The sequence below is a fragment of the Brachybacterium phenoliresistens genome (assembly GCF_000576425.1).
Classification (GTDB): Bacteria; Actinomycetota; Actinomycetes; order Actinomycetales; family Dermabacteraceae; genus Brachybacterium; species Brachybacterium phenoliresistens.
On sequence record NZ_KK070007.1, the window covers coordinates 26,291 to 49,055 of the forward strand.

A 22,765-nucleotide genomic window follows, 5' to 3' on the forward strand; every position below is an offset into this window, starting at 1 on the left:
GGGCGTCCCGCCGCGGTCCGTCAGACCGACCAGTCCAGCCGCGGCGTGTCCGGGCCGGCGTAGGGCGCATCGCCCACGTCGGCCTGGAGCCGCGCCAGCTGCGCCTCGAGCTCGGCGCGGATCCCCGCGTAGGCGGGGTCCTCGGCCACGTTGGTGAGCTCGGCCGGATCGGCGACGAGGTCGTACAGCTCCCACTGCGCGGGCCACACCGCATCGCTCGAGCCCGGCGAGCCGAGCCCGTCGTTGTAGTAGTGGATCAGCTTGTGGGTGCGGGTGCGGATCCCGTAGTGGGCCGGGGCGTGGTGGGCGGGCTCGTCGTGCTCCCAGTAGCGGTAGTAGACGGCGTCGGGCCAGTCTTCGACGCTCTCCCCGCGCAGCCACGGCAGCAGGCTGCGGCCCTGCTGGGCGGGCAGGGCCGCGGGCTCCACCCCGCAGGCCTCCAGCAGCGTCGCGGCGATGTCGACGTTGGTGGCCATCGCCTCGACCTCGGTGCCGGCGGGGATCTGCCCCGGCCATCGGACCAGGAACGGCATGGTCAGCGACTCGTCGAACATGAGGCGCTTGTCGAACCAGCCGTGGTCGCCCAGGAAGAACCCCTGGTCGGAGGTGTAGACGACGATGGTGTCCTCGGCCCGGTCATGCTCCTCGAGCCAGTCCAGCAGGGTGGCCACGGAGTCGTCGACGGCCTGGACGGTGCGCAGGTAGTCGCGCATGTAGCGCTGGTACTTCCAGGCGCTGCGCTCGCGCAGCCTCTCTTCGCCGCGCAGCTCCTCAGGCACCGGCTCCTTCACGTCGTGCTCGGTGAGGTCGTCCAGGGTCATCCGCACCTGCCGCACGGCGTCGCTGCGACCCTCATGGTCATCGCCGATGGTCTCCGGCTCGAGGATGGTGCCGACCTCGTAGAGGTGCTCGTGGCGCGGGTGCGGCACCCACGGCCGATGCGGAGCCTTGTGGTGGACCAGCAGGCAGAAGGGGTCATCGGCCCCGAGCTCGTCGAGGAAGGACGTGGCCTGCGCGGTGATGATGTCCGTCGCGTAGCCGCGGATCCGCTCCTGCCCGCCCGGCCCGTACATCACCGGGTCGACGTAGTCGCCCTGGTCGGGGAACACCTTCCAGTCCTCGAAGCCGCGCGGGGTGGCCTTCTCGGCGGTGCCCAGGTGCCATTTGCCGTACAGGGCGGTGCGGTAGCCGCGCTCCTGCAGCACCTCGGGGAAGGTCCGCACCCGGTAGTCGAACTGGGAGTAGATCGAGCAGGCGCCGTTGACGTGGCTGTACGTGCCCGTGAGGATCGACGCGCGCGAGGGCGTGCAGATCGAGTTGGTGCAGTACATCGCGTCCAGGCGGGCGCCCTCCGCGCCCACGCGGTCGATGCTCGGGGTCGAGTTCACGCGGCTGCCGTAGGCGGAGATCGCGTGCGCGGCGTGGTCGTCGGTGAGGACGAACAGGATGCTGGGCCGGGGGCGGGCGGCGGGGCGGGTCATGGAGGTCCTTCGTCGGCGAAAGATCGGACCTCTCCATCCTCGCCCTGCGCCGCCCGGAAGTCGAGCCGCGGGGCGCCCGCGGCTCGGCGGGCGCCCCGCGTCGGGACGAGGCGCCGGGGATCAGCCCCGGCAGGCGGAGGTCAGAGCAGGCCCTGAGCGTCGGTGCCGGCGGGGATCGGCGTCATGCGCGTGACCAGGACGGGCTTGGTGGTCAGGCCGTCGATGTCCTCGTTGAGGATCTTCACCGCGGCGCCGCCGCCGTGGACGTCGAGATCCTCGACGGTGGACCACTTCTCGATCATCGTGATGGTGCCGTCCTCGGCGTCGTGGATCGCGTAGAGCTCGCAGCCCTTCTCCTCGTGGACGGCCGAGATGCCGCGCTGCATCGCCTGCGCGAGCTCCTCCTTCTTGCCCTCGGCGGGGTAGAACACGGCGGTGACGACGACGGTCATGGTGACTCCTTCAGCAGGGGTTCGGCGAACCGCACCATCCTCCCGGACCGGCCCGGGGAAGTCGAGGCGACGGGCCGGATCGGCCCGACCATTGCCCCGCCCCTGGCGACGTGCTCGGCTCGGAGGGAACCGCGCGGCGCGGGCGCGGCGACCGCCGCTCGAAGGGGCACGGCGGCGGGGGCGCGATCGAGGAGGATCTGCCATGAGCACCGAGGACGACGTCCGACGCCTGGCCACCGCCCTGCCCGAGGTCTCGGAGAAGCCCAGCTACGGCACCCCCGCGTTCTTCGTCGCCGGGAGGATCTTCGCCCGGATGCACGAGATGCCCGAGGTGCTGGTCTGCTGGGTCCCGGATCTCGACGAGAAGGAGGCGCTGCTCGCCGCGGATCCCGCCGTCCTCTTCACGACCGACCACTACCGCGGCCACGCCAGCGTGCTGGTCCGCCTCGCGGAGATCGAGGTCGACGAGCTCGCCGAGCTGCTCGGGGCGGCCTGGGACGCCCGCGCTCCACGGCGCCTGCGGGAGACAGGCACCGCACGCGAGCGGCTCTGACGCCGCGCCCCCGCCCTGCCGCGCCCCGCCCTGCCGCACCCGCTGCCCGGTGCTCGATCCCCGCCGTCATCCCGTCGGGAGACGGCGCGGATCGAGCACCGGGGCGGTCAGGCGCCGGCGGGAGCCGGGTCCGCGGGGCCCTCCCCGTCGCGGCGCGCCGGCCGGGCGGGATCCTGCTCGTCGGCGCGGTGGGTGGGCCGCTCCGAGGCCTCGCCCTCCGCCGCTCCGGCCGCGGTCGCCTCCCCCGCCTCGCTCCCGGCGAGGTCGCGGGCGCGGCGCTCGGCGCGGGCCTCCCGCGCCTGGCGGCGGGCCTGCCGGCGCGCCCGCCGCTTCTCGCGGCCGCCGCGCACCAGCACGTACAGCACCGGCACCAGCACCAGCGTGAGGACGGTCGAGCTGGTCAGGCCGCCGATCACGACGATCGCCAGCGGCTGCGAGATGAACATGCCGCCGCCGGTGAGGCCCAGGGACATCGGCACCAGCGCGAAGATCGTCGCCGCCGCCGTCATGAGGATCGGCCGCAGGCGCAGCCGCGTCCCGTGCAGGACGGCGTCCATGAGCTCCATGCCCTCCGCCCGCAGCTTCCCGATCAGGTCCATCAGCACGATCGCGTTGGTCACGACGATGCCGATGAGCATGAGCAGGCCGATCAGCGAGGGCAGGCCCAGCGCGGTGTCCGTGAGCAGCAGCAGCAGGACGGCGCCGGTGGCGGCGAAGGGGATGGAGACCAGCAGGATCAGCGGCTCGATGAGGCTGCGGAAGGTCGCGATCATCACCAGCGTCACCAGGGCGATCGCGGCGAGCATGGCGATGCCCAGCTGGCTGAAGGACTCCATCATCTCCTCCTCGGCGCCGCCGACCACGAAGCTGACGCCGGCCGGGAGGTCGGTGTCCGCGGTCAGCTGGGCCACGCCCGCCGAGACCGTGTTCAGCTGGTCCGGGCCGGGGGTGAGGCTCACGGTGACCTGGCGGGTCCCGTCCTGGCGGGTGATGGTGGTGGGCACCTGCTCCTGGCTGACCGTGGCGATGTCGCCGACGGTGACGGGCTCGCCGGTGATGTCCGCCAGGCCCTCCTGGCGCTCGGTGAGCTCCTCCTGCTCCTGGCGGTCGGACTGCTGCTCCTCGCGGGCCTCCTCGAGCTCCTCGACGGCGGTCTGCGCGTCCTCATAGCCCTGCTCGGCCTGCTCGACGAACTCGTCGGCCGCCTCCCGCTGCTCCTCGAGCGCGGCCGCCGGGTCCTGCGGGGCGAGGGAGGCCGGGTCGTCGAGGGCCTCGCGCTGCTCGCGGGCGTCCTCGACGGCCTGCTCGGCCTGGTCGCGGGCCTCGCGGGCGGACTCGAGCTGCTCGTCGGCGGCCTCCTCCGCCTCGCGCTCGGCCTTGTCGGCGCGCTCGTCGGCGATGGCCTCGAGCTCGTCCTGCTCGGCCTCCTGGGCGAGCTGGGTCTGCCGCGGGGTGACGGGCAGCTCGAGCGCGGCGATCTCCTCGGGGCCTGCTCCGGGATGCGTCGGCGCGATGACGATGTCCCGCTCGGTGCCCTCGAGGGTGACGGTGCCGGCGGGCGTGCCGTCGATCGCGGCGGCGACGGCCTGACCGACATCGGCCTGGGTGAAGCCCTGCTCCGCGGCGGCCCGGCGGTCCACGTCCACACGGATCACGGACTGCTCGGCGGCGAGGTCGCTGCGGACGCTCTCGACGCCGTCCAGCTCGCCGGCGGCGTCCGCGACGTCCTGCGAGGCGGTCTCGAGATCGCCGATGTCCTCGCCCGTCAGGCGGATCTCGACGTCCTGGCTGACGGCGGAGGAGGCGAGGTCCTGCACCTCGATCTCCCCGGCGCCCTGGAGCGTGCCCATGGTGGTGCGCAGGCGGCTGGTGGCGGCGACGGTGTCGGAGTCGTCGCGCAGGGTGACGGTGAAGGAGTTCGAGCCGCTGCCGGTGGCGGCCTGGATCGAGGACACGTACGACTCGACGTCCGGGTCCTCCTCCAGCTGGGCCTCCACCAGGCGGGCGGCCTCCTCGCTGTCGGCGAGGGTGGTGCCCTGCTCGAGGGTCTGCGTCACGGCCAGGGAGGTCTGGCCCTGGCTGCCCAGCAGGTCGGTGCGCAGCAGGCCGGACATGCCGAGGGTGACCACGAGGATCACGACGGACAGGGCGAGGGTGCGGCCGGGGTGGCGCAGGGCGGTGCGGATGGCGGGCATGAGACGGCGCTGCAGGCCGTCGACGGGCGTGGACGCCTCCCCGTGGGCGGTGGGGGCGAGGGGATGCTCGCGCTGCGCGTCGGGCAGCAGGGCGCGGCCCTTGGCGGCCCGGGCGGTGTTGCGGCGGTCGATGCGGGCCTGGGCCTTCTCGTACCGCGCCTGGGCGCGGGCCTGCTGGCGATCCTGCCACGCCTCGTAGCGGGCGTCGGAGGACTGCTGCTTCGCGGGCTTCAGGGGGCGCGGCGCACGGCGCAGCACCCAGTAGCTGACGGTCGGGACGATCGTCAGGGCGACCAGCAGCGAGGCCAGCAGCGCCAGGCTGACGGTGACGGCGAAGGGCGAGAACAGCTCCCCGGCGATGCCGGTGACGAAGGCGATCGGCAGGAACACGGCGACGGTGGTCAGGGTGGAGGCGGTGATCGCCCCGGCGACCTGGCGCACCGAGTCGACGATGTCGGGGACGGTCAGGTCGTCGGTCCCCTGGCGTCGCCGGATGTTCTCGATGACGACGATGGAGTCGTCGACCACGCGCCCCACGGCGATGGTCAGGGCGCCCAGGGTCAGCATGTTCAGGGTGTAGCCGCCGACCCACAGGCCGATCATCGCGACCAGCAGGGACAGCGGAATGGAGATCGCCGCGACCAGGGTGGAGCGGAACGAGCCCAGGAACACGAGGATCACGAGCACGGCGAACAGCAGGCCCAGACCGCCCTCGACGGTGAGGTCGTGGATGGACTGCTCGATGTAGGGGGCCTGGTCGAAGAGGGTGGTGAAGGAGACGCCGTCGCCCAGCTCGGGGCCGGCGCGCTCGAGCACCTCGTTCACGCCGTGGGAGACGGAGACGACGTTGGCGTCCTTGTCCTTGACGACGGAGACGATCAGCGCGTCCTCGCCGCCGGCGCGGGCGATCGACGTCCGCTCGGAGGAGACCAGCTCGACGTCGGCGACATCGGCCAGGGCCACGGTGTCGCCGTCGGCCGTGGTCACCGGGATGGCCTCGACGTCCTCGACGGTGCCGAGGGCCGAGCCGACCTCGATCGACAGCGTCCTGCCGTCCACCAGGCCCTCGCCGGCCGGGGTGACGACCCCGGCGCTCTGCAGGGACTGCGGGATCGAGGTCGCGGCGACGTCGAGGTCCTCGGCGTCCTGCTCGCGCACGGTGATGCGCAGCTCCTGCTCGGTGCGGCCGATGACATCGACCCGGGAGACGCCGGTGACGCCCTCGAGCTCCGGCACCAGGGTGTTCTCGACCCGCTCGCCCAGCTGATCGGCCTCGCCCGGTCCGGCGACGGCGACCTGCAGCACAGGGGTGTCGTCGATCGCGGCGGAGACGACCTCCACCTCGGCCCCCGTGGGCAGGGACGACTTCACCCCGTCGACCGCGGAGCGCACGGAGTCGGACATCTCGTCCTCGTCCTCGCCGAAGGGCCACAGGACGATGGCGGTCATCGTGCCCGTGGAGGTGTCGCTGGAGACGCTGTCGATGCCCGAGACGGAGGACAGCGCCGTCTCGACCGGTTCGGTGACCTGCTTCTCGACCACGTCCGGCGAGGCCCCGGGCATCACGCCGGTGACGATGATGCCGGGAGTCGACAGCGAGGGCAGCGTCTCCTGGTTCAGGGACGTCGTCGCGACCACCCCGAACACGGCGACGAGCGCGGCGATGAGCCCGACCACCAATCGATTCAGCAGGCTCATCCGGGTCAGGGCGGTCATGGTGCTCCTTCAGGGCGGGGCGAGGCGGCAGGTCAGGCGAGACAGCGGTTCCGGTGAGGCGGCGGGTCGCGCGAGGCGACCGGAACGTCGGGACAGCGGGGCAGGCAGGCCACGGCAGGCGGAGGGCGCGGCACACCCAGCCCAGGCTCCAGGCTGTCAGGGCGGGCCTCGGCACCGCGCCCGTCGAGGGTCTACCGCCGCGCGCGGCGGGTCATCCTTCCGGATGATCCGACCCTGGACTTCCGGAGGGTGCCCGCCGGCCGGCCGTGCACGAACGGCGGTCTGAGGGCCTCGAGCCAGGCAATCGCCTGGCTCGAGGCCCTGGGGCAGCCGTCCGTGTCCGCCGGCGGCGGGCGGAGCGGTGCGAGAGGCGGGCGGGGCGGCGCGGGAGTGGCTCGCAGGGAGGGGGCGGGCCGGGCCCGCAGGGTGATGCGCGCCGTGCCGGACCTCCGTAGCCTCGGGCTGTGGACACCCCCGACCCTGCCGACCCCGCCGCCGGTCGCGCCGACCCTCCCGACCCCGCCGGCCCGGCCGCGCCCTCCCCCGCCGCCGCATCGGCCCCCCGCGGCGCCCCGGCCGCGGCGGCGCGGCGCCGGAGCCTCCGCCGGCCGGAGATCGTGCTGCTCGCCGCGTCGGTCGTGCTGTGCGCGGTCGCCGTGCCGGTGCACGCCGTCCTCTACGCGGTGCCGGTGCCGCTGGCCCTCGCCCTCGGGGCGGCGCTGTGCGGGGCGGCGCCCCTCGCGCTGATCCGGCCGCGCCTCGCGATCGCCGCGTTCGGCGTCGCAGCGCTCGCGCTGCCGCTGCTGGTCCCGGCGGATCTGGCGACGTCGTGGCCGTGGCCGTGGTCGGTGCCCGCGATGATCGCGGCGGTCGCCCTGGTGGCCGTCCTCGGTCTCGAGCACGGCTGGCGGATGGCCCTGGTGCCGGTGCTGATCGGGGCGGCGGGGACGATGGCCGCCCCGTGGCTGCGCCCGGGCGCCGCGGCGCCGGGCGTGGCCCGCGTCGATCTCATCGTGACGGGCTCCCTGGTCCTGGCCGCGTACCTCGTCGCCGTGCTGCTGGCCGGCCGGAACCGTCTGGGCCGGGAGCTCAGCAGCCAGCGCGAGCTGACCGCGGCGGAGCAGGAGCGGCGCGTCCTGGTGGAGGAGCGGGCGAGGATCGCCCGGGAGCTGCATGACGTCGTCGCCCACGGCATGTCACTGATCCAGGTGCAGGCCTCCACGGCGCGCTACCGCATCCCGGATCTGCCCGATGCGGCGGCCGCCGAGTTCGACGACATCGCCGCCTCCGCCCGCGGGTCCCTCACCGAGATGCGCCGGCTGCTGGGCGTGCTGCGCACCGAGCAGCAGGGCCCCGAGCTGGCCCCGCAGCAGGGCATCGCCGACATCCCGCAGCTGGTGGAGGGCCTGCGCCGCGCCGGGGCGGAGGTCGAGCTGGAGACGGCGCCGCCGCCCGAGGCCCTGCCGGCCCTCGACCTGCCGCCCTCGGTGCAGATCTCCGCCTACCGGATCGTCCAGGAGGCGCTGAGCAACGCCGTCCGCCATGCGCCGGGCGCCCTGATCCGCGTCGAGGTCGCGGCCGACGGGCCGGCCCTGCGGCTCCTCGTCCGCAACGGCCCAGCCGAGGCATCGGCCCCGGGGCCCCGTCCGGGACGGCAGGACCCCCGGCAGCAGGATCCCCGGCGGCAGGATCCGGGGCAGCAGGATCCCCGGCGGCAGGTCCCCTCGGCCCGAGGGCCGCATCCCGAGCAGCCGGAGCGGCCCGGGCATCCGGCGCCGCCCTCCCCCGGTCCGGGGCGCGGCCTGCGGGGCATGCGCGAGCGCGCCGCACTGCTGGGCGGCACCCTCGAGGCGGGCCCGGAGCCCGTGGGAGGATGGCGCGTCGAGGCGGTCCTCCCCGGGACGGGGACCGTGCAGGAGGGGCCATGACCATCAGCGTGCTGATCGCCGATGACCAGGGGATGGTGCGCGCCGGGTTCGCCGCGCTGCTGGACGCGCAGGAGGGGATCCGGGTCCTGGCGCAGGCGGCGGACGGCCGCGAGGCCGTGGCGGCGGCCGCCCGGCTGAGCCCGGACGTGATCCTCATGGACGTGCGGATGCCCGAGCTCGACGGGATCGCCGCCGTGCGGCAGATCCTGGATCCGCATCGGCCCTCCGCGCACGCCCCGCGGATCATCATGCTCACCACCTTCGACATCGACGACTACGTGTACGAGGCGCTGCAGGCCGGGGCCAGCGGCTTCCTGCTCAAGGACGCCGCACCGGAGGAGCTGGTCCGCGCGGTGCGCCTGGTCGCGGCGGGGGACGCCCTGCTGGACCCGAGCGTGACCGGGCGGGTCATCGCGCACTTCGCCGCGCAGAAGCCGCGGCCGCCTCGCGCCGGCGCGATCCTCGCCCAGCTCACCGACCGGGAGCGGGAGGTGCTCGTGCGGATGGCGCGCGGCATGTCCAACGCGGAGATCGCCGCCGACCTGTTCATCGCCGAGCAGACCGTGAAGACCCACGTCGGCAAGCTGCTGGCGAAGATCGGGGCGCGCGATCGCGTGCAGGCGGTCATCTTCGCCTACGACACCGGGCTGGCCGCCCCCTCCCCCTGAGGTACGGGGCCGATGCGGCTCCGCAGGGTGATGTCCGCCCGGGCACCGCGTCCATAGCCTCCTCGCACATCCCCGAGGAGGAGCCCCATGGTCACCGCCACGCCGCCGCTGCGGCGCATGTCCCCGCGGCATCGCCGCCCCGTCCCGTCCCGCCGGCCCGCCCCGCGCCCGCTCACCGGACGCGACCGCGGCATCGAGCTGGTCCGCGCCCTGTGCATCGTCGTCATCGTCTCGCTGCACGCCCTGCAGCTGGGCGTCACGGCCGATGCCTCCGGCGCGGTCCTCGACTACACCCCGGCCGGCGCCGCCTGGTACCCGCCGCTGACCTGGTTCCTGCAGGTCATGCCCCTGTTCTTCGTGATCGGCGGCTTCGCGGGCCTGCATGCGCGGCGCCGCGGCGCCGCCCGCGGGACGACGGCGGCCGGCTTCGTGGCCGGGCGCGTGCACCGGCTGCTGGTGCCGGCGCTGCTCTCGATCCTCACGGCCGGCCCGGTCCTCGCCCTGCTCGGCGCCGGCGACGGCATCGCGCCGCAGATCCTGGCCGATGCCGCCGCCCGCTACGGCCAGCCCCTGTGGTTCCTGGGCGTGTTCCTCGCCTGCCAGGCGCTGCTGCCGGCGATGCTCGCCGCGCACGAGCGCGCACCCCGGCGGAGCCTGGCCGCCCTGGTCGCCGCGGCCGTGCTCGTGGACGCGCTGCGGGTCGCCGGCGGCGTCGAGGCGTTCGGGTATCTGAACCTCGCCGCAGTCTGGCTCGCCCTCCAGCAGGCCGGGTTCCACCTCGCGGAGGGCCGGATCGACGCGCTGCCGCGCAGCGTGCGCGCCGGGGCCGGGATCGGCGCGCTCGTGCTGCTGGCCGTCGCCTGCGCGGCAGGCGTCTTCTCCCCCGACCTCGTCGAGAACCTCAACCCGCCGACCTCGGCGCTCCTGCTGCTGGGCACCGCCCAGGTCGCGGTGTTCTCGCTGCTGCGCCCGCAGATCACGGCCCTCGCCGCGCATCCCCGCGTCGCCGCGCCCACGGAGTTCGTCTCGGCCCGCGCCATGACGATCTACCTGTGGAACCTGCCGGTGCTGCTGGTCATGGCCGCGGCCGGCGCCCTGCTCACCGCGAGCACGGGGCTGGAGATGCCCGCCCCCTCCACCGCCGCCTGGTGGATCGGCCGCCCGCTGTGGATCGCCCTCGCGCTGCTGGGGACCGCGGCGGTGGCCGCGGTGATCGGCGGGCTCGAGCGGCGCCCGATGCCTCCCGCCACCGACTCCCCCGCCCGCGCCGCGCAGGCGGTGCTTCTGGCCGTCCTCGGCGTCGGCCTGGTGCTGGCCGCGGGCTCCGGGCCGCTCGCGATCGCGCTCGGCGCCCCGCTGCTCGTCCTCGCCCTGCTGCGGATCCGCGCCGCCGCCCCCGTGGCATCCGTCGGGTCCGATGCGCCCGATGCGTCCGCCGCGGCCCCGGCGGGGCTCGCCCGATGAGCGGCGCGACGCTCGGCATCGCCATCGCGCTGACCAGTGCGATCATCCTCGCGGTGGGGGTCGAGCTGCAGTCGCGGGCGGTCACCGACCGCGGGGCCGGGTCGTGGCGCGCCCTGCTGCGTAGCCCCCGCTGGGTCACCGGGGTGTCCCTGCTGGGGACGTCCGTGCTGCTGAGCATCTCCTCCCTGGCGCTGGCACCGGTGAGCATCGTCCAGTCGATGAGCGTCGTCTCGCTGATCGCCTCCACGGCCATCGGCGTCCGCGCCGCGCGCATCGCCCTGACCCGGCGGCTGATCGCGGCGATCCTCGCCTGCCTGGTCGGGGTGCTCGGCGTGATCACGGTGATCGCCGCCCACCCGGGCTCGGCGCTGCCCGCACAGCTCGACGGTCAGCTGCATGCCGTCCTCGTCGTGCAGGCGACGGTCCTGGGCGCCGGCCTGCTGGTGATGGCCCTGGACCGCCTCCGCCGGGCCCGCGCCGGTCGTCCCGCCCGTGTCGGGCGGGGCGGTTGGGGCGGCGCCTCCCGGCATGGGCGGCGCGCCGCGGCGGCGCGGCGGCCGCAGCTGCTGCCGATGGCCGGCCTGGTCGCCGGGGCGACCGGCTTCGCCGGCATCGCCGTCGTGTTCAAGGTCCTCACCGGCCTGGTGCAGCGCGACGGACTGCTGGAGACGATCACCCGCCCCGACGCCCTGCTCGCCCTGCCCCTGATGGGCACAGGGGCCGCCGTCTCCGCCGTCCTGGTGCAGCGCAGCCACGCGAGCCTGCCTCCGACGGCCGTGGTCGCCGGCCTGACCATCGCCGAGACCCTCACCGCCGCGCTGGTCGGGACGCTCGTGCTGCAGGAAAGCTCCCCCACCCCGGGCGCCGCCCTGGCGCTGGTGGCGCTGGGCACGCTCGCCGCAGCCGGCGTGATCGGCATCGGCCGCTCCGGTGCGGCCGCCGCCCCGGCTCCCGCGCCGGCCATCGGCCGCTCCGGCTCGGCCGCACCACCGGCTCCCGCGTCTCGTCGTGCCACCGGTGCCGAGGGGACCCCGCGGGCCGCCGAGGGGACCGCGGGCGCCGTCGAGGGGTCCTGGACCCGGTCGGTGGCGTCGGGGCGCCCTCTCGTGCACGCGGGCCGTGCACGAACGGCGGCCTGAGGTCCGCGAACCAGGCAATCGCCTGGCTCGAGGACCTCAGACCGCCGTCTGTGTCCGCATCCCGCCGGTACGGCCGCATCCGTGGCCGGCCGGAACCGCCGGATCCGCAGCCAGCCGGGACCACGGGGCCGACGACCAGCCCGAACTGCCGTGTCCGCAGCCCGCCGGAACCGCCGGATCAGCGGGCGGTCCACGCCTCCCACAGCCGCGCATACAGGCCCTGCCCGTGGCGCAGCTCCTCGTGGGTGCCGATCTCCGCGATGCGCCCGCGCTCCATGACGATCACGCGGTCGGCGGTGACGGCCTGGGACAGCCGGTGGGCGACGACCAGACCGCCGCGTCCGGCGAGCACGGCGCCGGCGGCCCGTTCGAGGTCGCGGGCGCCGGAGGAGCCGGCCTCCGCGGTGGCCTCGTCCAGGACGACGAAGGCCGGGTCGGCGAGGGCGACGCGGGCCAGCGCCAGCATCTGCTCCTGCATCGGGGTGAGGCGGTGCCCGCCGTCGCCGACCACGGTGGCCGTCCCCTCGGGCAGGGCGGCGACCCAGGGCGCCGCGCCCACGGCGGCGAGCGCGGCCCCGACCTCCGCGTCCGAGGCCTCGGGGCGCGGGACCCGCACGTTCTCGGCGAGGGTGGCGGCGAACACGTGGACCTCCTGGCTGACCATGCAGATCCGGCGCCGCAGCTCTGCCGCCGGCAGCTGCCGCACCCCCGTGCCGTCCAGCAGCACGGTGCCCTCGCGGGCGGGGACGGTGCCGGCGACGATCTGGGCGAGGGTCGACTTCCCGGCGCCGGTCGCCCCGACCACGGCGACGACCTCCCCGGGGGCGATCTCGAGGTCGATGCCCGCGAGCACGGGGCGGCCCTCCTCGTAGGAGTGGCCGATGCCGCGCAGCAGCAGTCCGGCCGGCGCAGCCGCGGACCGGGCGTCGCCGGCCGCAGACCGGGAGGCGACCGCCGCCGACCCGACCGCGGAGCCGGCATCGGACCCGGCGGCATCGGGCCCGACGGCATCGGGCCCGACCTCGGGGGCGCCGGGCGCGGCGGCGCGCGGGGCCTCCCCGGCCAGGGCGCGCTCGGCGGCGGAGCCGGGCAGGTCGATCACGCCGACCATCCGCGCCAGGGACGCCCCGGCGGACTGGATCTCGTCGAACATGCCCACGAGGGCGCCGATGGGGTTGAACAGGCGGTGGAACAGCAGCGCGGCCGTCGCCACGCCTCCGGCGCTCAGGCTGCCGCCGTCCACGAGCCAGAACCCGGTGATGATCAGGGCGGACAGCACCACGGCCTCGGCGCGGTTGTTGCGGGAGAACGCGCGGGTGAGGAACCGGAACACGTCGATGGACAGGTCGCGGGCACGGGCGGAGGCGTCGTCGATGCGCTCGAGCTCGACGTGCTCGGCCTCGTAGGCGCGCAGCGTCGCGGCGCCGCCGATGCCGCCGAGCATCCGCTGGGACCGGACGCCGAAGGCCCGCCGCTCCTCGCGGTAGATCGGACCGGAGCGCGGCAGGTACCAGTGCAGGGTCAGCGCGTACATCGGCACGGCGATCAGCCCCACGAGGCCCAGCCGCCAGTCGACGGCGCTCATGCCGACGGCGGAGACGACCACGACGAACAGCGACTGGAGGAACATCGGCAGGATGGTGGAGGCGGCGTCGGAGACGATGCGGGCGTCCTCGGCGACGCGGGAGACGAGGTCGCCGCGACCGCCGGTCTCGATCACGGCGGAGTCCACGTCCAGGGCCGCGTCGAGCACGTCCTCGCGCAGGGCGGCGACGGCGGGCTCGGCGAGCGCGCCCATCCACCATCGGCCCAGCCACGTCCCCACGGCTCCGAGGATCCCGGCCGCGAGGATCCAGACGGCGCCGGTCACGACGGGCCGCAGACCGGAGCCCGCGCCGAGCTCGTCGACGAGATCTCCCACGATCCACGGTCCGACCAGCCCGGTCAGCGCGGTGACCAGCCCGGCGACGGCGATCAGCAGCAGCAGGCCGAGGCGCCGAGCCAGCAGGGGGCGGATCGCGGCGAGGACGCGGCGGCGGCCCGCCGTGGGCAGGATCCGCGCGGCGGTCTCCGGTGCGGCGGTGGTCGCGCTCATCGGGCGCACTCCTCGGCCAGGGCGCGGCCGTCCTCGTCGGCGCGGCCGGTGCCCTCGACCCGTCCGGGGTCCTCCCCCGACACCGCGGCCCCGGCTCCTCCGGCCGCGGCGGTGCCACCGGGCGCGGCGGCGTCGCCGGCGGGGATCTCCACGACCTGGTCGGCGAGGGCGCGGAACGCCGGGGAGCTGGTGATCACGACCGTGGTGCGGCCGCGGCGGTGGCGGGCGGTGCCGCGGGCGATGCTCCATTCGGTCACGGAGTCCACGGCGCTGGTGGGATCCTCCAGCACGAGCACGTCGGGGTCGGCGTGCAGGGCTCGGGCCAGGGCGATGCGCTGGCGCTGCCCGCCGGAGAGGTTGCTGCCCGCCTCGCGCACCTCGTGGTCCAGGCCGCCGGTGACCACGCCGAGCACCTCGTCGCTCGCGCTGGCGGCGAGGACGTCCTCATCGACCGGCGCGGCGGGGTCGTGGAGCATCGTGATGTTGGAGCGGATGGTGCCGGCGAAGAGGTCCGCGGCGTGCGGGGCGAGGATGAGGCAGCCGGCGAGGGGACGGGGCGCGGCGGCCCGCGACGCCCCGCCGATCCGGATGCGGTCCGCGCCCTCTCCCCCGCCGAGCGCCGCGCCGAGGCGGGCGGCGGCGGCCGGGTCGGCGACGTCGATCACGCACAGCGATCCGTCCCTGACCTGCAGGTCAAGGTGCTGGCCGGGCCCCAGGGCGAGGCCGTCGATGCGCACCTCGGCGCCCTGCGGCCGGGCGCCCCCGGCGGCCTCGTCGTGGCCGGCGGCGAGGAACTCGGCGATGGTGCCGGCGGCGCCGTGGGAGCGGGCGAGCACCGCCATGGTGGCGGTGAGGGTCTGGATCGGCTCGGCGAAGAACACCGCGACGCCGATCACCGAGACCAGCTGGCCGACGCTGAGGTCGCCGGTGCTGACCCGCCATCCTGCGACCACGACGACGCCCGCGAGGATCAGGCCCACGGCGACGGCCCCGAGTCCGGCCACCCGGCCGGAGACGTCGGCGGTGCGCACCCCGGCACGGGCCGCATCGGCCGATGCCCGGCGGTAGCGGGCCGATGCCCAGGCCTCGCCGCCGATGGCGCGCAGGATGCGCAGGCCGGCCATGGTGTCCCCGGCGACGGCGCTGGCCTCGGCGACGGCGCGCTGCTGGTCGCCGCTGCGGCGGGAGATGAGACGGGAGGGGCCGGCGATGATCGCGAGGGTCAGCGGCACGCCGGCGATCACGACCAGCCCCACCAGCGGATCCGCCCACAGCAGGTAGGCGGAGGCGCCGAGGATGCCGATCAGGGAGGCGCCGCCCACGCCGATCTGCCGGAACACGGTCGCGGCGACGTCGGCATCGGCCGAGGACAGCGACAGCACCGCCCCGGGGCGGCGGCCCTCGAGGGCCCCTCGGGTGAGCAGGGCGTGGCGGGCCACCTCGACGCGCAGGTCGTGCGCCTCGCGCTGCAGGGCGGTGTTCATGCGCCGGGCGCCCCAGCGGTACCCGAAGGACAGCACCGCGAACAGGGCCAGCAGCCCCAGCACCGAGATCGCCAGGGCCCCGCGGTCCCGCGGGACGACGGCGTGGTCGATGATCAGGCCGATGGAGATCGGCACGAGCGCCTCGCAGATCTGCCAGGTCGCCATGAGCAGCAGGCCGGGGACCACGAGCCCGAGGCGTCGGCGCAGGGCGCGGCGCAGCAGGGCTCCGCCGGTCGCGGGGGCGGGGGTCATGGGACCTCGGTTCCTGAGGGGGCGGGCAGGGCGGGCTGCACCGCGGAGGCCGCAGGTGCACCGGCCCCGTCGGGCGCGGCGTCCGCGGAGGGCGGGGCGGCCCAGGCGGGCTCGACGAGCTGCACGCGGGGCGTGGCGCCCGGGGTGCGCAGCAGGCGCACGAGCTCGCGCACGGCGATCTCGCTGACCTCGACGCGGCGCGGGTCGATGCGGGGCACGTCCGCGAGCAGGGGGCTGACCTCCGCGAGCTCCTCGCCGGTCAGGGCGATCAGGGACAGGGCGGGGTCCGTGAGCGCGCCGGAGGCGGCCGCGGAGAACAGCAGCTCCGGCGCATGGCCCAGCCCGAAGACGGCGGTGCGGGAGCCGGCGGGGGTGAGGGCGCGGGCGCGGTCCAGCACCTCGGGGATCGGTGCGGCATCGTGGACGATCTCGAGCCGGCGCCCGGGCTCGCGGGCCGCCGACTCCTCGACCTGCGCCTGGACGCCGTCGAGGAAGCGGGAGACCTCGTTGCGGTGCAGGCGCGCGGTCATGCCGCCGAACAGGAACAGCCGCGCGCAGCCCTCGCCGAGGGCACGGTCCACGACCATCCTCCCCAGGCGCTCGAAGTCGAGGTCGACGGCGCAGATCCCGTCGAGCTGCTCCGGAATGCCGATCAGCACCACCGGCAGGCCGGAGTCCAGCACCGCGGCCACGCGCTCGTCGCGACGGTCCAGCTCCATGAGGATCAGCGCCTCGCACACGCCGGTGCGAACCACGCGATGGATCCCGGCGGCGCCCTCCTGGGCGGTGACCAGGAGGATGTCGTAGCCGTGGCGGCGCGCCTCGTGGCTGATCGCCTCGATGAAGGTGACGGCCTCGGAGCGGCCCACCCGGGCCTGCGGGATCATCAGGCCGATGACCCCGCTGCGGCGCGAGCGCAGGGAGCGGGCGCCGGAGTTGGGGTGGTAGCCGAGCTTCTCGATGGCGTCCTCCACCCGGGCGCGGGTGGCGGCGGAGATGGGACGGGAGCCGGTCAGCACATAGCTGACGGTGCTCTGCGAGACCCCGGCCAGGCGCGCGACGTCCTGGCTGGTGGGCTGCTTCCTGCGCACGGCTCCCGTCCCCTCTGGCTCAGCGGCCCGCGCCGACGGGGCGCATCAGCGCACCCTGCTCAGGCCGGACGCGCCATTTTCCCACGTCGTGAGCGCGGAGCTCCATCCCCCGGCGGCGTCGAGGGCCTTCGCCTCGGCGAGCGCCTCGTCGAGGACCTCGTCGAGGGTGACGCGGCGGCCCGCATCGGCCGAGCGCACGGCCGCCTCGACGATGGCCTGCGTCCAGATGTTCGCGTGGACCTCGGACTCGGGCGTGGTGCCCTCGCGCACCGCGCGGGCGAAGGCGTCCAGGGACGCGTCCAGCTCCCACAGCTCCTCGGCACCCGGCGCGCGGCCCGGCAGCTGCTGCCCGTCCTCGCCCGTCGCCGAGGGCACGGTGTCCCCGTCCCAGGCCACGGTGCCGCGGGGGCAGCTGAGCGACCATCGGCCGTTCCAGCTGGTCTCCTCCCCGGGGGAGCACCAGGAGCCGGTGTAGGTGTGCGTCGCGCCCGAGGCGTAGCGGATGGTCACCGTCGCCACGGCGTCGCCGTCGTACCAGCTCCACGGCGGGTTCGCGCTGACCGCGTCGACGCTCACCGGGTCGGCGTCGATGAGCACGCGGCCAGCGTCGAAGGCATGGATGGCCATGTCGACGATCAGCGGGTGGGCCATCTCCTCGCGGAAGCCGCCGAAGCGGGGCGCCCGGGAGAAGCGGGTGGTGACCACGCCCGCGCCGCCCAGCTCCTCGGCCAGGCGCCGCGCCTCGCGCAGGTGCGGGTTGTGGCGCCGCGACTGGGAGACCATGAACAGCGTCCCGGTCGTCTCGGCGTGGCCGGCCAGGGACAGCGCCTCGGCGAGGGTCGCCGCGCAGGGCTTCTCGCCGAGCACCGGCAGGCCCGCGTGCAGGGCCTCGGTCGTCACGGGGTGGTGGGCGGCGGGGATGGTCACGTCGACCACGGCGCGCGCGCCGGAGGCCTCGACGACCTGCGCCAGGGCGGTGCCGGCGACGACGCCCTCGCGCCGCTGCGGCGGCACCGTCTCGGCGACGGCGCGCTCGGCGGCGCCGGGGACGATGTCGACCACGCCGACCAGGCGCACCGCATCGGACCGCAGCACGGTGCCGATCCAGGCGCGGCCCATGCCGCCGGCGCCGACGACCACGACGGGCAGCGGCTCGGCGCCCTGCTCCGCCGGCGGGGCGGTCTGCGGCTCGGGGGCGCTCATGCGTCCTTCCCCGCAGCCTCGGCGTCGCCCACGCCCTGGCCGCCCTCACCGGTGAGGAACCAGTCGGTGGGGTAGCGGTCCAGGAAGGGGACCTCGCGGTCGGCGACGGCCGGGCGCGCCCACTGCACGCCGTTGGCGATCACGCGGCGCACGTCCGTGTGCTGGTAGACGGGGTAGTCCTGGTCGCCGGGGCTGAAGTAGAAGATCTTGCCCTTGCCGCGGCGGAAGGTGCAGCCCGAGCGGAAGATCTCGCCGCCGCTGAAGGAGGAGACGAACACCAGCTCGTCGGGCACCGGGATGTCGAAGTGCTCGCCGTACATCTCCTGCTCGGGGATGACGATGGGGTGCGGCACGCCCTCGGCGATGGGGTGGGAGGGGTTCACCGTCCACACCAGCTCGCGGTCGGACTCGTTGCGCCAGCGCAGGGTGCAGGTGGTGCCCATGAGGCGCACGAAGGGCTTGGACCAGTGCCCGGAGTGCAGGACGACCAGGCCCATGCCGGCCAGGACGTGGCGCTGGACGCGCTCGGCGACCTCGTCGGAGACCTCGTCGTGGGCCATGTGGCCCCACCAGGTGAGCACGTCGGTCTGCGCGAGGACCTCCTCGCTCAGGCCGTGCTCGGGATCGTCCAGCAGGGCGAAGCGGGTGGTCACGGCGTCGCCGAGGTTCTCGACGATGCCGTCGCGGATCGCCGCGTGCATGCCCTCGGGGTAGTGGGCGCGCACGCGCTCGTCGCGCTGCTCATGGCGGTTCTCGCCCCAGACGGTGACGCGGAGCGGGGTCGCAGGATGGGTCATGGGAGGGGTCCTCTCGGAGGGGTGGTGACGGTGCGCGGTGGTGAGGCAGGCGGGGTGAGGCGGGTGGGGCGCGAGCAGGCGCCGGCGCCGGAAGGCTACTTCACGGCGCCTCCCGTGGCGCCGGCGGCGATGTAGCGCTGCGCGGCGATCATGAGGACGACGGCCGGCAGCGAGGACAGCACGGCGGTGGCCATGACGGCGCTCCAGTCGGTGTCGTTGGTGCCGATGTAGGTGTACAGCCCCAGGGTGACGGGGCGGATGCTCTCCCCCGTGGTGAGGGTCAGCGCCATGAGGAAGTCGCTCCAGGCGAACAGGAAGGAGAAGATCCCGGCGGTGATCAGGGAGTTGCGGCTGACGGGCAGGACGATCGACCAGAAGGCCCGCACGTGCCCGCAGCCGTCCACCCGCGCCGCCTCGACGATGGAGGTCGGGAAGGTCTCCAGGTACGCGCGCATGATGAGGATGGCGAAGGGGACGCCGGCGGTGGCATCGGCCAGGATCAGGCCCGGGATGGTGTTGATGAGCCCCAGCGGGGTGTACGCCGTGTACAGCGCGTTGGCGATGACGATCCCGGGGACCATCTGGCTGACCAGGATGAGGAACAGCAGCACGCCGGTGCCCTTGATCCGGAACTGGGCCAGCGCGTAGGCGCAGGGCGCGGCGAGCACGAGGGACAGGACCGCGGCGCCGATGGCGACGATCAGCGAGGTGACGAGGTTGGGGCCCTGGTCGGCGAGCGCCCGCGTGTAGCCGCCGAGGTCGGGGCGCAGCGGCAGCACGGTCGTGTTCAGGCTGTTGCCGCCGGGGGCCAGGGAGGCGTTGACCATCCAGTAGACGGGGAACAGCATGATCGCGACGAACAGGATGCCGAGGGCGGTGTGCGCGGCGGCGCGCCCGCGACGGCGGCGGGATCCGGAGCGCGGGGCGAGACCGGGCGAGGCCGGGGAGGCGGAGGGGGCGGTGGCTGCGGTCATGGCGCTCATCCCTTCTCGGCGGCGCGGGCGCCCGCGCGCAGGTGGACGACGGTGAACAGGAGGGCGATGACGATGAGGATGTTGCTCAGCGCCGCGCCGCGGCCGAAGTCGAACTCGATGAAGGACATCTCGTAGGAGCGGGTGGCCAGGGTCTGGGTGGCGTTCGCGGGCCCGCCGCCGGTCAGGCCCAGGATCAGGTCCAGCACCTTGATGGTGTAGATGACCCCCAGCAGCAGGACCACGCCGACCACGGGCCGCAGCATCGGCAGCGTGATGTGCCGGAAGGACTTCCAGCCGGTGGCGCCGTCGAGCTGGCCGGCCTCGTACAGCTCCTCGGGGATCGCCTGCAGCCCGCTGTAGAGCAGGGCCACGTTGAAGGGGATGCCCAGCCAGATGTTCACCATGATCACGGAGATCAGCGCCGTGTCGGAGGTGGTGAGCCAGCCGATGGACTCCTGGATCAGGCCGATGCCCGTCAGCACCCGGTTCAGGACGCCGTGGTCCTGCTCGAGGATCCAGCGCCACACGGCGGCGGAGGCGATCATCGGCAGCAGCCAGGGCAGCAGCAGCATCGAGCGCAGCGCCCCGGACAGCGGGAAGCGGCGCCGGAAGTACAGCGACAGGCCCATGCCGATCACGAACTGGCCGATGATCGAGCCGATGGTGAACAGGCCGGTGTTGCGCAGGGCCCGCAGGAAGATGGGGTCGGTGAGGGTGGCGGTGTAGTTCTCCAGGCCGATGAACGGCGCGTGCCCGGTGAAGAAGGTCGTGAAGTCGTAGGCCTGGAAGCCCATCACGAGGTTCTTCACGATCGGGTAGCCGAAGAAGGCCAGGACGTACACGGCGGCGGGCGCGACGAACAGGTAGCGCACGAGCGCCTGGTCGGCGCCGCGGCGGCGCCGGCGGGCGGGGGCGGACCCCTCGGTCGCGACCGGGGCCGGGACGCCGGGGACGGTGGATGCGGTGGTGGTCATGGTCTCTCCTTCCTCAGTCCACGGTCCGGGCGGCCTCGGCGAAGGCGCGGGCCGGGTCGGTGCCGTCGACGAGGACCTGCTGGTTGGCGGTGTAGATCGCCTTGGCGGTGCGCGGCCAGTCGGGCCCCAGCTGCGCGGTGCGGGAGCGGGCGGTGGCGACCTGCTGGACGAAGGTGGACAGGTCGGGGCTGGCGGCGGCGAACTCCTCGGCGGCGGCCGCGTCGCCGGGGATGGTGCCGCGGGCGGTGCCCATGGCCATCTGGTTCTGCGGGGACAGGAACAGCTTCAGCAGCGCGGCGGCGTTCTTCTGCTTCTCCTCGTCGCCGGTGACGGGGACGGTCCACACCTCTCCGCCCAGCGGGGCCACGGAGTCGTCGCCGGCGGTCGGCACGGGGATGGTCACGACCTCCCAGGGCAGGTCAGGGACGTCGGCCTTCAGCCCGGCGATGTTCCAGGGGCCGTTGACGACCATGGCGGCGCTGCCGGCCTTGAACTGATCCATGACGTCTCCCTGGCCCCAGTTGACGACGCCGCGCGAGGCGGTGCCCTCGGCGACGAACTCCGCCCAGAGGGCCGAGGCCTCGGTGGTGCCGGGCTCGGCGATCGCGGTCTCGTCCCCGCCGTTGGACCACATGAACGGCAGGAACTGCCAGGTCCCCTCGTAGGTGGCGATGGCGGAGAAGGCCAGGCCGTAGACCCCGTCGCCGGTGAGGGCGCGGGCGGCCTCGCGCAGCTCGTCCCAGGTGGTGGGCGGGGCGACCCCGGCGGCCTCGAGCAGGGCGGTGTTGCAGAACAGGGCGATGGTGTTGACGGTGGGCGCGACGCCGTAGAGCGTGCCCTCGTAGCGGCCCAGCTCCGCGACCTGGTCGGTGAACCCGTCGGTGTAGATGCCGTGGTCCTCGAGCGGGACCAGGGCGCCGGAGGCCGCGACCTGCTGGAGGTCGGGGTTGTCGAGCATGAGGATGTCCGGCATCGTCCGCGAGGAGCCCATCTGGAGGACCTTCGCGATGAGCTGGTCGCCGGGGACCTTCTCGCGGCGGAAGGTCAGGCCCAGCTGCTCGGCGCAGGCGGCGAAGGTCGACTCGATCGCCTCGTCGTCCGCAGGGGTGCTGTAGTAGTCGACGATGCGCAGGTCGGTGGGGTCGGTGGGGGCGGAGCCGCCCCCGCAGCCGGACAGGGCCAGCAGGCCCGGGGCCGCGAGGGCGCCGAGCGCGCGGCGGGTGAGGGTGGGGGTGCGAGACATCGGTGTCCTGCTCTCGTGTCGGGTCGCCGAGGGTCGGTCGGTCGCGAGGGTCGGAAGCCTGGCGTGTCGATTCGAATCGATGATGTCGACGCTCAGGCGGGTCGTGTCGGTGATGGGGGCGTCGGTCCGGACGTCGGTGCTGCGCGTCGGCATCGGCATGCGCGCCCGTCAGCCGGATCCGGACCCATCATGGGCGCTTCCGTCGCCGGACGCAAGAGGACGGGGCGAGTTCGCAGGTCGCGGCGTCGATTCGAATCAATCCTCGGCCCCTCACCCCTCCCCCGACCCCGCCCGGGAGCTCCCGCTTGCCAGGGCGTGAACACGCGTTTACGATCATCCCCAGAGGCGTGAACACGTGTTCACGCCGCGGGCCCCGATCGGAGGAGGACGCCATGGCACCGGAGGCATCGGACGCGGATCCGATCCTGCAGTCGGCGATCTCGCGCTTCGCCCTCGACGGCGAGGCCGCGACCCTGCGCGCCATCGCGGAGGACGCCGGGGTCAGCGCCGCCCTGCTGGTCAAGCGCTTCGGATCCAAGGCCGGTCTGCACGAGGCCTGCGACGCGGAGATCCTCGCGCGGATCGTGGAGATCAAGGAGCAGAACGTGCGCGACGCCGCGCAGCGCTCCTTCCTCAGCCACGCCCCGGGCGACCAGGAGCAGGCGCTGCTGATCCGCTACATCCTCCAGTCGGTGCGCAGCGGAGGCCCCACCGCCCGCGCGTTCCTGGACCACATGGTCGAGGACGCCGAGCGCTACATCGCCCTGGCCGTCGAGCGCGGCATCGCCCGCCCCTCCCGCGACGAGCGCGCCCGCGCCCGCTTCCTCACGATCAGCGGACTCGGCGCGGTGCTGCTGTCCACGATGCTCGCCGACGGCTCCGGGCGCGAGGATCCCGCCGCCCTGCTGGACCGCATGCACCACGAGATCACCCCGCCCATGCTCGAGCTGTACACGCAGGGCTTCTTCACCGACGGCAGCATCCTCGAGGAGTACCTGCTCTACCTCTCCGACCCGCCGGAGGGCCGCCCCGAGCCCGCGCCGGAGCCGTGACCCC

General features: G+C 74.6%; 17 protein-coding genes. 6 read left to right on the forward strand and 11 right to left on the reverse strand.

All coding sequences use genetic code 11. The features are described 5' to 3' along the window. Positions 1-20: 20 nt before the first annotated feature. Entirely contained in the window at positions 21-1,481 is a 1,461-nt protein-coding gene (locus BF93_RS17005; RefSeq protein ID WP_038374292.1) for a sulfatase family protein, read from the reverse strand. Between the two features lie 140 nt (positions 1,482-1,621). Then, positions 1,622-1,933, reverse strand: a complete 312-nt coding sequence (locus BF93_RS17010) for a putative quinol monooxygenase (RefSeq protein WP_038374294.1) — start codon at positions 1,931-1,933, stop codon at positions 1,622-1,624. Between the two features lie 202 nt (positions 1,934-2,135). On the opposite strand from BF93_RS17010, the gene BF93_RS17015 reads away from it, so the two are divergent. Then, entirely contained in the window at positions 2,136-2,486 is a 351-nt protein-coding gene (locus tag BF93_RS17015; protein ID WP_038374295.1) for an MmcQ/YjbR family DNA-binding protein, read from the forward strand. 107 nt (positions 2,487-2,593) lie between these two features. Here the strand turns inward: BF93_RS17015 and BF93_RS17020 are convergent, their stop codons facing one another. After that, positions 2,594-6,397 carry an efflux RND transporter permease subunit gene (locus tag BF93_RS17020; protein ID WP_084148663.1) on the reverse strand — a complete coding sequence of 1,268 codons (3,804 nt, stop codon included), beginning with the start codon at positions 6,395-6,397 and terminating at the stop codon, positions 2,594-2,596. Between the two features lie 464 nt (positions 6,398-6,861). Between BF93_RS17020 and BF93_RS17025 the strand changes: the two genes are divergently transcribed. From BF93_RS17025 to BF93_RS17040, 4 genes are all read left to right on the forward strand, one after another. Continuing rightward, positions 6,862-8,325, forward strand: coding sequence for a sensor histidine kinase (locus BF93_RS17025; protein WP_051487143.1), 1,464 nt, complete (start codon positions 6,862-6,864; stop codon positions 8,323-8,325). After that, complete coding sequence (locus tag BF93_RS17030) at positions 8,322-8,993, forward strand: response regulator (RefSeq protein ID WP_038374296.1); 672 nt, start codon at positions 8,322-8,324, stop codon at positions 8,991-8,993. The genes BF93_RS17025 and BF93_RS17030 overlap by 4 nt, the downstream gene beginning before the upstream one ends. An 87-nt stretch (positions 8,994-9,080) precedes the next feature. Continuing rightward, positions 9,081-10,457 (forward strand): acyltransferase family protein, encoded by a 1,377-nt coding sequence (locus BF93_RS17035; RefSeq protein ID WP_232226482.1) that lies wholly within the window; start codon positions 9,081-9,083, stop codon positions 10,455-10,457. Beyond that, positions 10,454-11,596 (forward strand): hypothetical protein, encoded by a 1,143-nt coding sequence (locus tag BF93_RS17040; protein ID WP_038374298.1) that lies wholly within the window; start codon positions 10,454-10,456, stop codon positions 11,594-11,596. Before BF93_RS17035 ends, BF93_RS17040 begins: the two co-directional genes overlap by 4 nt. Positions 11,597-11,774: 178 nt before the next feature. On the opposite strand, the gene BF93_RS17045 is transcribed toward BF93_RS17040, so the two are convergent. The 8 genes from BF93_RS17045 to BF93_RS17080 form a co-directional block, all read right to left on the reverse strand. Beyond that, the gene (locus BF93_RS17045) at positions 11,775-13,691 is read right to left on the reverse strand and encodes an ABC transporter ATP-binding protein (protein WP_038374299.1); all 1,917 of its coding nucleotides are present in this window, start codon (positions 13,689-13,691) and stop codon (positions 11,775-11,777) included. Further along, a complete protein-coding gene (locus tag BF93_RS17050; RefSeq protein ID WP_084148664.1) occupies positions 13,688-15,427 on the reverse strand; it encodes an ABC transporter transmembrane domain-containing protein in 1,740 nt (579 codons plus the stop codon). The genes BF93_RS17045 and BF93_RS17050 overlap by 4 nt, the downstream gene beginning before the upstream one ends. After that, positions 15,424-16,518, reverse strand: a complete 1,095-nt coding sequence (locus BF93_RS19170; protein ID WP_051487144.1) for a LacI family DNA-binding transcriptional regulator — start codon at positions 16,516-16,518, stop codon at positions 15,424-15,426. Before BF93_RS19170 ends, BF93_RS17050 begins: the two co-directional genes overlap by 4 nt. A gap of 45 nt (positions 16,519-16,563) precedes the next feature. Next, a complete protein-coding gene (locus tag BF93_RS17060) occupies positions 16,564-17,721 on the reverse strand; it encodes a Gfo/Idh/MocA family protein (protein WP_038374301.1) in 1,158 nt (385 codons plus the stop codon). After that, positions 17,718-18,518 carry a ThuA domain-containing protein gene (locus BF93_RS17065; RefSeq protein ID WP_038374302.1) on the reverse strand — a complete coding sequence of 267 codons (801 nt, stop codon included), beginning with the start codon at positions 18,516-18,518 and terminating at the stop codon, positions 17,718-17,720. The genes BF93_RS17060 and BF93_RS17065 overlap by 4 nt, the downstream gene beginning before the upstream one ends. 95 nt (positions 18,519-18,613) lie before the next feature. After that, complete coding sequence (locus tag BF93_RS17070) at positions 18,614-19,492, reverse strand: carbohydrate ABC transporter permease (protein WP_038374304.1); 879 nt, start codon at positions 19,490-19,492, stop codon at positions 18,614-18,616. A 5-nt stretch (positions 19,493-19,497) separates the two neighbouring features. Next, positions 19,498-20,466 (reverse strand): carbohydrate ABC transporter permease, encoded by a 969-nt coding sequence (locus BF93_RS17075; RefSeq protein ID WP_038374306.1) that lies wholly within the window; start codon positions 20,464-20,466, stop codon positions 19,498-19,500. Positions 20,467-20,479: 13 nt separating this feature from the next. Next, positions 20,480-21,709 carry an ABC transporter substrate-binding protein gene (locus BF93_RS17080; protein WP_038374346.1) on the reverse strand — a complete coding sequence of 410 codons (1,230 nt, stop codon included), beginning with the start codon at positions 21,707-21,709 and terminating at the stop codon, positions 20,480-20,482. A 392-nt stretch (positions 21,710-22,101) separates the two neighbouring features. Between BF93_RS17080 and BF93_RS17085 the strand changes: the two genes are divergently transcribed. Beyond that, a complete protein-coding gene (locus BF93_RS17085; RefSeq protein ID WP_038374308.1) occupies positions 22,102-22,761 on the forward strand; it encodes a TetR/AcrR family transcriptional regulator in 660 nt (219 codons plus the stop codon). The last annotated feature ends 4 nt before the right edge of the window (positions 22,762-22,765 follow it).

Bases quoted from the DNA above. Each gene is read 5' to 3' on its own strand.
- BF93_RS17005 (WP_038374292.1), bottom strand. From the start codon at position 1,481: ATGACCCGCCCCGCCGCCCGCCCCCGGCCCAGCATCCTGTTCGTCCTC.
- BF93_RS17010 (WP_038374294.1), bottom strand. From the start codon at position 1,933: ATGACCGTCGTCGTCACCGCCGTGTTCTACCCCGCCGAGGGCAAGAAG.
- BF93_RS17015 (WP_038374295.1), top strand. From the start codon at position 2,136: ATGAGCACCGAGGACGACGTCCGACGCCTGGCCACCGCCCTGCCCGAG.
- BF93_RS17020 (WP_084148663.1), bottom strand. From the start codon at position 6,397: ATGACCGCCCTGACCCGGATGAGCCTGCTGAATCGATTGGTGGTCGGG.
- BF93_RS17030 (WP_038374296.1), top strand. From the start codon at position 8,322: ATGACCATCAGCGTGCTGATCGCCGATGACCAGGGGATGGTGCGCGCC.
- BF93_RS17035 (WP_232226482.1), top strand. From the start codon at position 9,081: ATGGTCACCGCCACGCCGCCGCTGCGGCGCATGTCCCCGCGGCATCGC.
- BF93_RS17040 (WP_038374298.1), top strand. From the start codon at position 10,454: ATGAGCGGCGCGACGCTCGGCATCGCCATCGCGCTGACCAGTGCGATC.
- BF93_RS17045 (WP_038374299.1), bottom strand. From the start codon at position 13,691: ATGAGCGCGACCACCGCCGCACCGGAGACCGCCGCGCGGATCCTGCCC.
- BF93_RS17050 (WP_084148664.1), bottom strand. From the start codon at position 15,427: ATGACCCCCGCCCCCGCGACCGGCGGAGCCCTGCTGCGCCGCGCCCTG.
- BF93_RS17060 (WP_038374301.1), bottom strand. From the start codon at position 17,721: ATGAGCGCCCCCGAGCCGCAGACCGCCCCGCCGGCGGAGCAGGGCGCC.
- BF93_RS17065 (WP_038374302.1), bottom strand. From the start codon at position 18,518: ATGACCCATCCTGCGACCCCGCTCCGCGTCACCGTCTGGGGCGAGAAC.
- BF93_RS17070 (WP_038374304.1), bottom strand. From the start codon at position 19,492: ATGACCGCAGCCACCGCCCCCTCCGCCTCCCCGGCCTCGCCCGGTCTC.
- BF93_RS17075 (WP_038374306.1), bottom strand. From the start codon at position 20,466: ATGACCACCACCGCATCCACCGTCCCCGGCGTCCCGGCCCCGGTCGCG.
- BF93_RS17080 (WP_038374346.1), bottom strand. From the start codon at position 21,709: ATGTCTCGCACCCCCACCCTCACCCGCCGCGCGCTCGGCGCCCTCGCG.
- BF93_RS17085 (WP_038374308.1), top strand. From the start codon at position 22,102: ATGGCACCGGAGGCATCGGACGCGGATCCGATCCTGCAGTCGGCGATC.